General features: G+C 43.3%; 9 protein-coding genes. All 9 read right to left on the minus strand.

Annotated elements, in window-relative coordinates:
• Positions 1-14: 14 nt before the first annotated feature.
• Positions 15-2,123: an elongation factor G gene (fusA, locus tag HJP15_RS12100; protein ID WP_054206872.1), complete on the minus strand. Its 2,109-nt coding sequence runs from the start codon at positions 2,121-2,123 to the stop codon at positions 15-17.
• A gap of 27 nt (positions 2,124-2,150) precedes the next feature.
• The gene (rpsG, locus tag HJP15_RS12105) at positions 2,151-2,621 is read right to left on the minus strand and encodes a 30S ribosomal protein S7 (protein ID WP_054206871.1); all 471 of its coding nucleotides are present in this window, start codon (positions 2,619-2,621) and stop codon (positions 2,151-2,153) included.
• A 97-nt stretch (positions 2,622-2,718) separates the two neighbouring features.
• A complete protein-coding gene (gene rpsL, locus HJP15_RS12110; RefSeq protein WP_002958885.1) occupies positions 2,719-3,093 on the minus strand; it encodes a 30S ribosomal protein S12 in 375 nt (124 codons plus the stop codon).
• 194 nt (positions 3,094-3,287) lie between these two features.
• Positions 3,288-7,463, minus strand: coding sequence for a DNA-directed RNA polymerase subunit beta' (rpoC, locus tag HJP15_RS12115; protein ID WP_054206870.1), 4,176 nt, complete (start codon positions 7,461-7,463; stop codon positions 3,288-3,290).
• A gap of 104 nt (positions 7,464-7,567) precedes the next feature.
• Positions 7,568-11,593: a DNA-directed RNA polymerase subunit beta gene (gene rpoB, locus HJP15_RS12120; protein WP_054206869.1), complete on the minus strand. Its 4,026-nt coding sequence runs from the start codon at positions 11,591-11,593 to the stop codon at positions 7,568-7,570.
• Between the two features lie 271 nt (positions 11,594-11,864).
• A complete protein-coding gene (rplL, locus tag HJP15_RS12125; protein WP_054206868.1) occupies positions 11,865-12,227 on the minus strand; it encodes a 50S ribosomal protein L7/L12 in 363 nt (120 codons plus the stop codon).
• A gap of 74 nt (positions 12,228-12,301) precedes the next feature.
• Positions 12,302-12,796 carry a 50S ribosomal protein L10 gene (gene rplJ / locus HJP15_RS12130; RefSeq protein WP_054206867.1) on the minus strand — a complete coding sequence of 165 codons (495 nt, stop codon included), beginning with the start codon at positions 12,794-12,796 and terminating at the stop codon, positions 12,302-12,304.
• Positions 12,797-13,119: 323 nt separating this feature from the next.
• Positions 13,120-13,824, minus strand: a complete 705-nt coding sequence (gene rplA, locus HJP15_RS12135) for a 50S ribosomal protein L1 (RefSeq protein ID WP_054206866.1) — start codon at positions 13,822-13,824, stop codon at positions 13,120-13,122.
• Positions 13,825-13,827: 3 nt separating this feature from the next.
• Positions 13,828-14,256, minus strand: a complete 429-nt coding sequence (gene rplK, locus HJP15_RS12140) for a 50S ribosomal protein L11 (RefSeq protein WP_008108462.1) — start codon at positions 14,254-14,256, stop codon at positions 13,828-13,830.
• Positions 14,257-14,289 lie beyond the last annotated feature (33 nt).

A 14,289-nucleotide genomic window follows, 5' to 3' on the forward strand; every position in this document is an offset into this window, starting at 1 on the left:
GAGCTAAAAATTACTTAACAGCGAGCTGCAATTATTTTATCTGCAACATTTTTTGAGGCTTCAGCGTACTTCAAAAACTCCATAGAGTATGAGGCACGGCCCTGTGTTGCAGATCGTAGATCAGTAGCATAACCAAACATTTCAGAAAGCGGAACCTGGGCGTTAACTAATTTTAGTCCACCTAGCGCATCTTCCATGCCTTCGATCATGCCGCGACGACGGTTTAAGTCGCCAACTACATCACCCATGTTTGCTTCAGGAGTGAGTACTTCAACCTTCATCATTGGCTCTAAAAGTACTGGGCTTGCATCAAGCGCACCCTGTCTCATTGCCAATGAACCTGCTATTTTAAATGCCATTTCATTCGAGTCTACATCATGGAATGAACCATCATATAAAGTCGCTTTGACGCCAAGTAATGGGTAGCCTGCCAGCACACCTTGAGCCATTTGCTCTTGGATGCCTTTGTCTACCGCAGGGATGAACTCTTTTGGAACTGAACCACCTACGGTTTCGTTAACGAACTCGTAAATTGGTGCTTCATCATCCGAAATATCCATCGGTTCAAGTTTAAGCCAGACATGCCCATATTGACCACGTCCACCTGATTGACGTATGAATTTACCTTCAACTTTAACAGTTGAACGAATAGCTTCACGGTAAGAAACCTGCGGCTTACCAACGTTACATTCAACACTGAATTCACGTTTCATACGGTCGACAATGATATCAAGGTGAAGTTCACCCATACCAGAAATTATAGTCTGGCCCGATTCTTCGTCAGTTTGTACGCGAAAAGAAGGATCTTCTGCCGCTAATTTACTTAGCGCGATACCCATCTTATCTTGGTCAGCGATTGTGCGAGGCTCAACCGCAACAGAGATAACTGGTTCAGGGAATTCCATACGCTCAAGCGTAATTTTAGAATTCGGATCACACAGTGTTTCACCTGTTGTTACGTCTTTAAGACCAATAGCCGCCGCGATGTCGCCTGCGTAGACTTCTTTGATCTCTTCGCGTGAGTTTGAATGCATCTGAACGATACGGCCAAGGCGCTCACGTTTGCTTTTTACTGGGTTGTAAACCGCATCACCCTGTTTAACAGTACCAGAGTAAACGCGGAAGAAGGTTAAAGTACCAACGAACGGGTCTGTTGCAATCTTAAAAGCAAGTGCAGCAAACGGTGCATTGTCATTAGCAGGACGCTCTTCCTCAGTACCATCTTCAAGAATACCTTGAATTTGTTTTACTTGTGTTGGTGCAGGCATATATTCAACAACGCCATCAAGCACAGCTTGAACACCTTTGTTTTTAAATGCACTGCCACAGGTAACTGGGACGATTTCGTTTGCTAATGTACGCTGACGCAAAGCAGCTTTAATTTCTGCTTCGCTCAGGTCTTCACCTTCCAAATACTTATCCATTAGTTCTTCAGATGCTTCAGCAGCGCTCTCAACTAAGTTTGAGCGCCATTCTTCAGCTTGTTCCTGAAGGTCTGCCGGTATTGCCTCATAAGCGAAAGTCATTCCCTGGTCTTCATCATTCCAGTTAATCATTTTCATTTTTATAAGGTCAATAACACCTTTAAAGTCGTCCTCAGCGCCTACTGGCAACTGAATTGGAACAGGCGTTGCTCCAAGACGAGATTTCACCTGGCTAACAACCGCTAAGAAATCAGCGCCCGTGCGATCCATTTTATTTACGAAGATCATTCTAGGAACTTCGTATTTGTTCGCTTGACGCCAAACTGTCTCAGTTTGCGGCTGTACACCTGATGAAGCACAAAGCACAACTACCGCACCATCAAGTACACGTAAAGAACGCTCTACTTCAATAGTGAAATCCACGTGTCCTGGAGTATCAATAATATTGATACGATGGGCGTCAAATTGCGCGTCCATCCCTTTCCAGAAACACGTTGTAGCAGCAGAAGTGATTGTGATACCACGCTCTTGTTCCTGCTCCATCCAATCCATAGTTGCAGCGCCATCATGTACTTCACCGATCTTATGTGAAAGACCTGTGTAGAACAGAACTCGTTCTGTTGTGGTGGTTTTGCCTGCATCTACGTGAGCAACAATACCGATATTACGATAAAGCTCAACTGGAGTTGTACGTGCCATAAAATCCTCTTAAAGGTTAAAGACAGATTACCAACGGTAATGTGCGAATGCTTTATTCGCTTCAGCCATACGGTGAACGTCTTCACGTTTCTTAACCGCAGTGCCTTTGTTGTCAGAAGCGTCAACAAGTTCTTGAGCTAAACGTAAGCCCATAGATTTCTCGCCACGCTTACGTGCAGCGTCTACTAACCAACGCATACCTAATGCGTTGCGACGTACTGGACGTACTTCTACTGGTACTTGATACGTTGAACCACCAACACGGCGAGATTTAACCTCAACCTGTGGGCGGATGTTTTCAAGTGCAGTTTCAAAGATTTCAAGGTGCGATTTGCCTGATTTCTCAGCAGCCACATCTAGCGCACCGTAAACGATTTTTTCAGCAGTAGATTTCTTGCCGTCTAACATTACGATGTTAACGAATTTTGCAAGAAGTTCCGATCCGAACTTAGGATCTGGAAGAATTTTACGTTGACCTATTACGCGTCTTCTAGGCATTTTGTATCTCCGGTTTATTCAGGTTTGCTCTTTCGAGTCAATCACCCAAAACAATAATTAAAAATATTTAGTGCTTGGCCTTACTAACGGAAAACAATTAGCCTTTAGGGCGTTTTGCACCGTATTTAGAACGAGCTTGACGACGGTCGCTAACGCCTGCACAGTCAAGTGCACCACGAACAGTGTGAAAACGCACACCTGGTAAATCTTTAACACGACCACCACGGATTAGGATTACACTATGCTCTTGAAGGTTATGACCTTCACCACCAATGTATGAAGTTACTTCGAAACCGTTAGTTAAACGTACACGAGCTACTTTACGTAACGCCGAGTTTGGTTTCTTAGGTGTAGTTGTATATACGCGAGTACATACACCGCGCTTTTGCGGACACGCTTTAAGCGCAGCTGAGTTACTTTTCGTAACCTTGCTACGACGTGGCTTACGCACTAGCTGGTTAATAGTTGCCATTTAAATAGCTCCTGAAATTAAAATTACTACTGAAAAAATGAAAAAATCCGCCCTTTATTTACGTGCTCGTATCAAACGTGCAGGTAAATGGGTGGCGGAATTTTAATGAGCAAAGATTGACCTGTCAACCTAAACCGTTAGCAAGGCAGTAGATAACTACCTTGCTAAAAGCTAATCTATTGATTAGATTCAGTTTATTGATTTCCAGATAAATCTGCGTTTAAAGCGTCTGTTAGTGCTTGAGTTGCCTCTTCTGCACTTACTGTTTGCTCTTCAACGACTACTTTACTCTGCTTACGACGAGCCATACGTTCTTGATGATACGCAAAACCGGTACCGGCTGGGATCAATCGACCCACAATTACGTTTTCTTTCAGACCGCGAAGTTCATCGCTCTTACCATTTACAGCGGCTTCAGTTAGGACACGAGTTGTCTCCTGGAACGAGGCTGCTGAGATGAAAGATTCTGTCGCTAGTGATGCTTTAGTGATACCCATTAACTGGATTTCAAACTTAGCAGGTAACTTGCCTTGAGCTTCAAGATCACGGTTTGCGATATTAACGCGCGCCACTTCGATTTGCTCACCAGCTAAGAATTCACTATGACCACCGTCTGTAATGGTACATTTACGTATCATTTGACGGATAATTGTTTCAATGTGCTTGTCATTGATCTTAACGCCTTGCAAGCGGTAAACTTCTTGCACTTCGTTAACGATATAGTTAGCAACATGAGTCACACCACGTAGGCGTAAGATGTCATGCGGTGACTCAGGACCATCGGCGATAACTTCACCTTTAGACACTTGCTCACCTTCAAACACGTTAAGTTGACGCCATTTAGGGATCATTTCTTCGTAATGATCACCTTCTGGTGGAGTAATAACTAAACGCTTCTTACCTTTAGTCTCTTTACCAAAACTAATCGTACCGGTTACTTCAGCTAAAATAGCTGGTTCTTTCGGTTTACGAGCTTCGAATAAATCGGCTACGCGTGGTAGACCACCCGTGATATCACGAGTTTTCGAACCTTCCTGCGGGATACGTGCTAACACGTCACCTGGGTTTGCTGTAACGCCGTCAATTACTTCAATCGTAGTGAATGAAGGAAGACGAGTTTCTTGCAAGCCGCGCTCTTCACTTTCGATGATAAGCTTAGGTTCTTTTGTATTCAACTTAGCAAGATCTTTAACAACTACACGGGTTAAGCCGGTTAGTTCATCAGTCTGTGCTTCAGTGTTTGAGTCATCGATATCACTGAATGATACTTTTGACTTATGCTCAAGAACGATTGGGTGACTATGCGGGTCCCAAGTAGCAACAATGTCGTTACCTTGAACTTCAGCATTATCTTGAACTGTTAATACTGCACCATAAGGTACTTTATAACGCTCTTTCTCACGGCCATGACTATCGATGATAGTGATTTCCGTAGAACGTGAAGTAATAACAATCTTACCGTCAGTGTTTAATACATATTTAGCATTGTGAAGTTTCAATGTACCGTTAGTTTTAACTTGTACATTGTTCTCAGCAGATGCTCTAGATGCCGCACCACCGATGTGGAATGTACGCATCGTAAGCTGTGTACCTGGCTCACCGATTGATTGAGCCGCGATAACACCGACTGATTCACCCGCGTTGATGATATGACCACGTGCTAGGTCACGACCATAACACTTAGCACATACACCAAAGTCATTATCACATGTGATAACTGAACGTACGCGAACTTCATCAACTGAATGCTCTTCTAAAAGATCACACAGTTTTTCATCAAGCATGATATTACGTTCAACAAGTACAGTATTAGTACCTGGGATCACAATATCTTCAGCAACAACACGACCTAGAACACGTTCACGAAGTGCTTCTACAACATCACCACCTTCAATAAGCGGTTTCATTGTTAAGCCATCTTCTGTGCCACAGTCATCTTCATTGATTACCAAATCTTGTGCAACGTCTACTAGACGACGCGTTAGGTAACCCGAGTTCGCTGTTTTAAGTGCTGTATCGGCAAGACCTTTACGCGCACCATGCGTTGAGATGAAGTACTGAAGTACGTTTAGACCTTCACGGAAGTTAGCGGTGATTGGCGTCTCGATGATTGAACCATCTGGACGTGCCATTAGACCACGCATACCCGCCAGCTGACGGATCTGAGCAGCACTACCACGAGCACCTGAGTCGGCCATCATAAACACAGAGTTAAATGATGCTTGCTCTACTTCTTCACCTTTTGCATTAATCACTGTGTCTTTCGACAAGTTAGACATCATCTCACGCGATAGATTTTCATTTACACGTGACCAAATATCGATAACTTTATTGTACTTCTCACCAGCCGTTACAAGACCTGATTGGAATTGTTGGTTGATTTCAGTAACTTCAGCTTCTGCTGCTTCAATGATTTGTGCTTTAACCGGTGGGATAACTAAGTCATCAATACCGATAGAAACACCAGACTTCATTGCATAATGGAAACCGGTGTACATAACTTGGTCAGCAAACACAACAGTGTCTTTTAGACCTAGACGACGGTAACACTCATTCAATAAGCCAGAAATCTGCTTTTTACCTAATGGCTGGTTAATTGACGCGAACGGCATACCAGTTGGTAAAATAAGAGACAAAATTGCACGGCCAACAGTTGTTTCGATAACAGTAATAGTATCTTCTACTACACCATTTTCGTTTTTAACTGATTGGCTAATACGCACTTTCACGATTGCGTGAAGGTCTGCATTACCACTACGGTATGCTTTTTCTGCTTCTTTTGGATCTTTAAAGATTGCGCCTTCGCCTTTGGCGTTGATGCGATCACGAGTCATATAATAAAGACCCAATACAACATCCTGTGATGGAACGATGATTGGCTCACCATTCGCAGGAGATAGAATGTTGTTTGTCGACATCATAAGGGCACGCGCTTCAAGCTGTGCTTCAATCGTTAGCGGTACGTGTACCGCCATTTGGTCACCATCGAAATCGGCGTTGTACGCCGCACATACTAATGGGTGCAAATGGATTGCTTTACCTTCGATAAGCACAGGCTCAAACGCTTGGATACCCAAACGGTGAAGTGTTGGTGCACGGTTAAGTAATACTGGATGTTCACGAATTACTTCGTCTAGTACATCCCATACTTCCGGAACTTCACGTTCAACCATCTTCTTAGCAGCTTTGATCGTCGTAGCCATGCCGCGACGCTCTAATTTGCCATAGATGAATGGTTTAAATAACTCAAGTGCCATCTTCTTAGGAAGACCACATTGGTGAAGCTTAAGTGTAGGACCCACTGTGATTACAGAACGGCCTGAATAATCTACACGCTTACCAAGTAAGTTCTGACGGAAACGACCTTGCTTACCCTTGATCATATCAGCAAGAGATTTAAGCGGGCGCTTGTTAGAACCTGTAATTGCACGACCACGACGACCGTTATCAAGTAGCGCATCAACCGCTTCTTGTAACATACGTTTTTCGTTGCGTACGATAATGTCTGGTGCTGCTAAATCTAATAGACGCTTAAGACGGTTATTACGGTTAATAACACGACGGTAAAGGTCATTTAGATCTGAAGTCGCAAAACGGCCACCATCTAGTGGTACTAATGGACGTAGATCAGGTGGCAATACTGGAAGTACTGTCATGATCATCCACTCAGGGTTATTACCTGATTGGTGGAACGATTCCATTAATTTAAGACGTTTAGTGATCTTCTTACGCTTGGTTTCAGAGTTAATAGTTGGTAACTCTTCACGCATTTCAGCAATTAATTGTGCAAGATCGAGTTCACGAAGCAAGTCTAAAACTGCTTCAGCACCCATCTTAGCTTCAAACTCATCGCCATGCTCTTCAAGTGCATCAAGGTATTCTTCTTCACCAAGTAATTGACTACGCTCAAGCGTTGTCATACCAGGCTCAGTTACTACGAATGATTCGAAGTAAAGAACACGTTCAATATCACGAAGTGTCATATCTAGCATTAAGCCGATACGTGACGGTAATGATTTTAAAAACCATATATGTGCAACTGGGCTCGCAAGGTCGATATGACCCATACGATCACGACGCACTTTAGTGAGTGTTACTTCAACGCCACACTTTTCACAGATCACACCACGGTGTTTAAGACGCTTATATTTACCACATAAGCATTCATAATCTTTCACTGGGCCGAAAATACGGGCACAGAATAAGCCATCGCGCTCAGGCTTGAAAGTACGGTAGTTAATAGTCTCAGGTTTCTTTACTTCACCGTATGACCATGAACGAACCATGTCTGGTGAAGCAAGACCAATGCGAATTGCATCGAATTCTTCGGTCTTATTTTGTTGCTTCAGAAACTTAAGTAAGTCTTTCACCTTAGCTCTCCTGTCGGAGTTAATCTTGAGGACGGATGATTTCGTCCCTACATTCTATTCGGCCGTAACAGATGCTGCAGCGTTAGCTACAGCATCTAATTGGCTTAATTTTCTTCCAACTCGATGTTGATACCCAGTGAGCGGATTTCTTTCAACAATACGTTGAACGATTCTGGCATACCTGGTTCCATTTTATGGTTACCATCAACGATGTTTTTATACATCTTAGTACGACCGTTCACGTCATCCGATTTCACTGTTAGCATTTCTTGTAGAGTGTAAGCAGCACCGTAAGCTTCAAGTGCCCATACTTCCATCTCACCGAAACGCTGGCCACCGAACTGTGCTTTACCACCCAGCGGCTGCTGAGTAACAAGGCTGTAAGAACCAGTAGAACGTGCATGCATCTTATCATCAACTAAGTGATTCAGTTTCAGCATGTACATGTAACCAACGGTTACTTGACGTTCAAACTGATCGCCAGTACGGCCATCATAAAGTGTAACCTGACCACTTCGTGGGTATCCACCTAGCTCTAACATGTCTTTGATTTCGCTTTCTTTCGCGCCATCAAATGCAGGAGTTGCAATCGGTAAACCACCTTTTAAGTTTACAGCTAGACGACGAATTTCGTCATCAGAGAAGCTAGCAATGTCTACAACTTGGCGAGATTCACCAATTTCGTAAGCTTGCTTGATGAAGTCACGTAGCTCATGAAGCTCACGTTGTTCTTTCATCATTTCTTCAATGCGCTCACCAATACCACGCGCAGCTAGACCCATATGTGTTTCAAGGATCTGACCGATGTTCATTCGCGATGGTACACCTAGTGGATTCAATACGATATCTACCGTACGACCTTTGTCATCGTATGGCATATCTTCTACTGGTACGATAGTCGAGATAACACCTTTGTTACCATGACGACCCGCCATTTTGTCACCCGGTTGGATACGACGTCTAACAGCAAGGTATACTTTAACAATCTTAAGTACGCCTGGTGCTAAGTCATCACCTTGGGTAATTTTACGACGTTTGTTTTCAAACTTCTTATCGTATTCAGCTTTAAGCTCATCGTACTGGGCTGCTAATTGCTCAAGTTCAGCTTGCTTGTCTTCTTCAGCAAGGCTTTGAGTAAGTAGTTTTTCAGCATTAAGTGACGCTAATCTGTCTTCGTCTTGACCGGCTGCAATAAGTAACTTACGAGCACGATCTAACACGCCTGCTTCAAGAATACGGAATTCTTCATTAAAGTCTTTTTTCGCATCACGAAGTTGCATTTCTTCAACTTCTAGCGCGCGCTTGTCTTTTTCAACACCATCACGGGTGAAAACTTGCACGTCAATTACAGTACCTGTTACAGAGTTTGGTACACGTAATGAGCTGTCTTTAACGTCAGACGCTTTCTCACCAAAGATAGCTCGTAGAAGCTTCTCTTCAGGCGTTAATTGCGTTTCGCCTTTCGGAGTCACTTTACCTACTAGGATATCGCCGCCTTTAACTTCAGCACCGATATAAACAACGCCTGATTCATCAAGCTTGCCTAGTGCAGACTCACCCACATTCGGGATATCTGCTGTGATCTCTTCTGGACCTAACTTAGTATCACGGGCGATACACTGTAGTTCTTGAATATGGATAGTCGTTAGACGATCTTCTTCAACTACGCGCTCTGATAGTAGGATTGAATCCTCGAAGTTATAACCGTTCCATGGCATGAATGCCACGCGAAGGTTTTGACCAAGGGCTAAGTCGCCTAAGTCAGTCGAAGGACCATCTGCTAACACATCACCACGAGTAACCGGTTCACCAACCATACAAGTCGGTTTTTGGTTAATACATGTATTTTGGTTTGAACGTGTGTATTTGGTTAAGTTGTAGATGTCGATACCCGCTTCACCAGGGATGCGTTCTTCTTCATGTACATTAACAACGATGCGACTTGCGTCAGCATACATTACTTCACCACCACGTTTAGCAACGATCGTTACACCAGAATCTTTCGCTAGTGTTAACTCAATACCAGTACCTACTAACGGCTTATCCGCTTTCAATGTTGGTACTGCTTGACGTTGCATGTTTGAACCCATCAATGCACGGTTAGCATCATCATGTTCTAAGAACGGGATAAGTGCGGCCGCTACAGAGATCACCTGTTGTGGTGATACATCCATATATTGCTGATCCATACGACCCATAAAGGTTGATTCACCTTTGTGACGACATGGAATTAGTTCATCTACAAACTCATTGGTTTCAGTTAAGTTTGAGTTCGCCTGTGCGATAACAAACTGACCTTCTTCAATGGCTGATAGGTAATCAACTTCATCAGTTACAACACCGTCTACCACTTTGCGGTATGGTGTTTCTAAGAAACCATAATCATTCGTACGTGCGTACGTAGATAGTGAGTTAATTAGACCGATGTTTGGACCCTCAGGAGTCTCGATTGGACATACGCGACCATAGTGAGTTACGTGAACGTCACGTACTTCAAAGCCTGCGCGCTCACGAGTCAAACCACCCGGACCTAATGCAGAAATACGACGTTTATGCGTTACTTCTGATAGCGGGTTATTTTGGTCCATGAACTGTGATAACTGAGACGAACCAAAGAACTCTTTTACCGCTGCCGAAATAGGCTTAGCGTTAATAAGATCTTGTGGCATGATCGCGTCAAGGTCACCTAAGCTTAAACGCTCACGTACAGCACGTTCTACACGTACTAGACCTACACGGAATTGATTCTCAGCCATTTCGCCAACACTACGAATACGACGGTTGCCTAAGTGATCGATATCATCAACATCGCCTTGACCATTACGAATAGCTATTAGCACCTTCATAACAGACACGATGTCTTCTTTGCTTAATGTACCAGGGCCTGTGTCTGTATCATAACCAACACGGCTATTGAACTTCATACGACCTACTGTTGATAAGTCATAACGTTCTTCTGAGAAGAATAAGTTCTCAAATAAGGCTTCAGCCGCGTCTTTCGTCGGTGGCTCGCCTGGGCGCATCATGCGATAAATTTCTACTAGTGCTTCTAAGCGGCTACTGCTTGAATCAATGCGTAACGTGTTAGAAATATATGCACCGCTGTCAACTTCATTGATATATAGAGTATCAATTTTAGTGTGACCTGCTTTAACCAACTCAGCCATAAGCTCAAGAGTTAATTCATCATTCGCATTTGCGATAACTTCACCCGTTGACTCATCAACGTAGTTTCGCGCAATTACACGACCAATGATGTACTCATGTGGCACTTCTAGTTGGCTAATGCCTTTTTTCTCGATGCTCTTGATATGGCGCGCAGTTACACGACGGCCAGATTCAACGAACACTTCACCATCTTCGCTTTTTATGTCAAAGGCAGCGGTTTCACCACGTAAACGTGAAGGTACAAGTTCCATTAGAACTTTACCGTCAGTTACTTCAAACGCAGTGGTATCGAAGAAGATATCTAAGATTTCTTCACTCGAGTACTCAAGTGCACGTAGGATGATAGACGCCGGTAATTTACGACGACGGTCAATACGTACATATAAGTTATCTTTTGCATCAAACTCAAAGTCTAACCATGAACCACGGTAAGGGATAACACGTGCGTTATAAAGCACTTTACCCGATGAGTGAGTTTTACCGCGGTCGTTATCAAAGAATACACCAGGGCTACGGTGTAGCTGAGAAACGATAACACGCTCTGTACCATTGATTACAAAAGTACCGGTATCGGTCATGAGCGGAATTTCGCCCATGTAAACTTCTTGCTCTTTAATGTCTTTAACTGTGCCTGGCGCTTCTTTATCCATCACCACAAGACGCAATTTTACGCGAAGTGGAGCAGAATAAGTCACACCGCGAATTTGACATTCTTTTACATCGAAAACTGGCTCACCAATACGATAACTTACGTATTGAAGCTCAGAATTTCCCGAGTAGCTTTTGATTGGAAACACAGAACGGAAGGCAGCTTCCAAACCATGATCGCCATCAGCGTCCGGCACTAAGAATTTTTTAAACGATTCTAACTGTGTTGACAGTAAGAAAGGTATATCCAAAACTTGTGGACGTTTACCAAAATCCTTACGGATACGTTTCTTTTCAGAATAAGAGTAAGCCATGGGGTTCCTCAGCTTGCTGATCTTTGACCCGACCTGTTCTTGTAAGAACAGACTTAACTGGCATCTAAGCCAAGATTGTACAACATTTAATTGTTGTTCTAATAGACTCTCACTTTAACACTAGCAAACTATAAAGCGTTGAAAGTAAAGAAAAAATTAGATTTTATTTGAGCTATAGGAATACATCGCTCTATAGCGCAAAAAGGCCGGTGATTAAATAATCACCAGCCCTTGCCTGATTTCTCAGGCAGCGAACTTAGCAAAAGCTAAATTACTTAACCTCAACTTCAGCACCAGCTTCTGTAAGGTCTTTAGCAAGTGCTTCTGCTTCTTCCTTAGAGATAGCTTCTTTAACTGGAGTTGGAGCAGCTTCAACAAGCGCTTTCGCTTCTTTAAGGCCTAGGCCAGTTGCGCTACGTACAGCTTTGATTGCCGCAACTTTATTAGCGCCAGCGCCAGTAAGGATTACGTCAAATTCAGTTTTCTCTTCAGCAGCTTCAGCAGCTGGACCAGCTACCATTGCAGCTGCAGCAGTTACGCCGAATTTTTCTTCCATTGCTTCGATAAGAGCAACAACGTCCATTACTGACATTTCAGCAATTGCGTCAAGGATTTGGTCTTTAGTTACAGACATTACAAATTTCCTAATAATTAACGGACTTTAAGTCCAAAAAAATTTTACACCGAAAGTGATTAAACAGCTTAAAATTAAGCAGCTTGCTCTTCTTTCTGTACACGTACTGCTTCAATTGTTTTACACAATTTGCCAGCAGACGCTTCTTTCATAGCGCTCATTAAGCGTGCAACAGCTTCATCGTATGTAGGTAATGTCGCAAGCATTGCTGCATCAACAACATTTCCTTCAAAAGCGGCCGTTTTAAGCTCAAATTTCTCATTCTTTTTCGCGAAATCTGAAAAGATACGCGCAGCAGCACCAGGGTGCTCTGATGAGAAAGCGATTAAGCTTGGACCAACGAATGAATCAGAAAGGCACTCAAAATCTGTTCCTTCAAGAGCACGTTTTGCAAGAGTGTTACGGACAACTTTCATCCAAACACCCGCTTCACGAGCTTCTTTACGAAGGGCAGTAATTGCACCTACTGTTACACCACGAGAATCTGCAACAACTGCAGATAGAGCACCATTGGCTGCTTCGTTGACTTCAGCAACAATTGCTTTTTTGCCTTGAAGATTTAAAGCCATGGGTGTTACTCCTGGTTTAATGGGGTCACCGACACTCGGTTTCCCTGTTCTACTCTTCCCTATCAAACAAGATAGAGATGCTTTTTACGGCGAGAGCCAGAAGGATTAGGAAAAATCTATCTGGGGATTCACACCGTCTACGTAGGTGAATATTAAGGCCGAAGCCACCTACGGTCTTGGACGGAAGCCCAATTTATCGCTTTACCCGAAGGCTCACCGAAATTATGGACTTCAACCCGAATTATTTACTTTGCTAACAAACGAATTAATCAGCAAAATGGCGCAAAATTATAGTACAAATTTCACGCCATGTAAACACTCAATTAAACAACAGTTGTTGTTAAAGTGCTTTGGTCAACAGAAACACCTGCGCCCATTGTTGTAGAGATGGTTACTTTCTTAATGTAAACACCTTTTGCTTGTGAAGGCTTAGCCTTCTTAAGCGCAACAATTAGCGACTCAAGGTTTTGTTGAAGTTGCTCAACTGTGAAATCAACCTTACCAATAGTAGTATGGATGATACCATTTTTGTCATTGCGGTAACGCACTTGACCAGCTTTAGCATTTTTAACTGCTTCTGCAACGTTAGGTGTTACAGTACCAGTTTTAGGGTTTGGCATTAGACCACGTGGGCCTAAGATTTGACCTAGTTGACCAACAACACGCATAGCGTCTGGTGATGCAACTACAACGTCAAAGTTCATCTCGCCTTTCTTAACTAGTTCAGCAAGATCTTCCATGCCCACTAATTCAGCACCAGCTTCTTTCGCAGCTTCTGCGTTAGCGCCTTGTGTGAATACAGCAACACGAACATCACGACCAGTACCGTTAGGTAGTACAGTTGCGCCACGAACGTTTTGATCAGATTTACGAGCATCAATACCAAGGTTAACGGCAACGTCAACACTTTCTACGAATTTAGCAGTCGCTAACTCTTGTAAAAGAGCAACAGCTTCGTTGATTTCGTAATCTTTAGTTACTTCCACTTTTTCGCGGATAGTACGCATACGTTTAGTTAATTTAGCCATTTCTTAGTCCTCTACGTTCAAGCCCATCGCACGCGCAGAACCTGCGATAGTGCGAACCGCAGCTTCTAAATCAGAAGCTGTAAGGTCAGGTTTCTTTGTCTCAACGATTTCTTCAAGTTGAGCACGAGTTACTGTGCCTACTTTTTCAGTGTTAGGACGGCCTGAACCAGATTTGATACCTGCAGCTTTCTTAAGTAAGTAAGCAGCCGGTGGCGTTTTCATGTCGAACGTAAATGAACGGTCGCCGTAAACAGAGATCACTACAGGAACTGGAGCGCCTTTTTCGATAGATTCTGTACGTGCGTTAAACGCTTTACAGAATTCCATGATGTTTACACCGTGTTGACCTAGTGCTGGACCTACTGGAGGACTAGGATTAGCCATACCAGCAGCAACTTGTAGCTTGATTAGAGCTTCAACTTTTTTAGCCATTATAAATACCTCATTAGGTGGGTCTTAGCCTTG

The sequence above is a fragment of the Pseudoalteromonas sp. NEC-BIFX-2020_002 genome, assembly GCF_013002825.1.
Lineage (GTDB): Bacteria > Pseudomonadota > Gammaproteobacteria > Enterobacterales > Alteromonadaceae > Pseudoalteromonas > Pseudoalteromonas neustonica.

Bases quoted from the DNA above. Each gene is read 5' to 3' on its own strand.
- fusA (WP_054206872.1), bottom strand. From the start codon at position 2,123: ATGGCACGTACAACTCCAGTTGAGCTTTATCGTAATATCGGTATTGTT.
- rpsG (WP_054206871.1), bottom strand. From the start codon at position 2,621: ATGCCTAGAAGACGCGTAATAGGTCAACGTAAAATTCTTCCAGATCCT.
- rpsL (WP_002958885.1), bottom strand. From the start codon at position 3,093: ATGGCAACTATTAACCAGCTAGTGCGTAAGCCACGTCGTAGCAAGGTT.
- rpoB (WP_054206869.1), bottom strand. From the start codon at position 11,593: ATGGCTTACTCTTATTCTGAAAAGAAACGTATCCGTAAGGATTTTGGT.
- rplL (WP_054206868.1), bottom strand. From the start codon at position 12,227: ATGTCTGTAACTAAAGACCAAATCCTTGACGCAATTGCTGAAATGTCA.
- rplJ (WP_054206867.1), bottom strand. From the start codon at position 12,796: ATGGCTTTAAATCTTCAAGGCAAAAAAGCAATTGTTGCTGAAGTCAAC.
- rplA (WP_054206866.1), bottom strand. From the start codon at position 13,824: ATGGCTAAATTAACTAAACGTATGCGTACTATCCGCGAAAAAGTGGAA.
- rplK (WP_008108462.1), bottom strand. From the start codon at position 14,256: ATGGCTAAAAAAGTTGAAGCTCTAATCAAGCTACAAGTTGCTGCTGGT.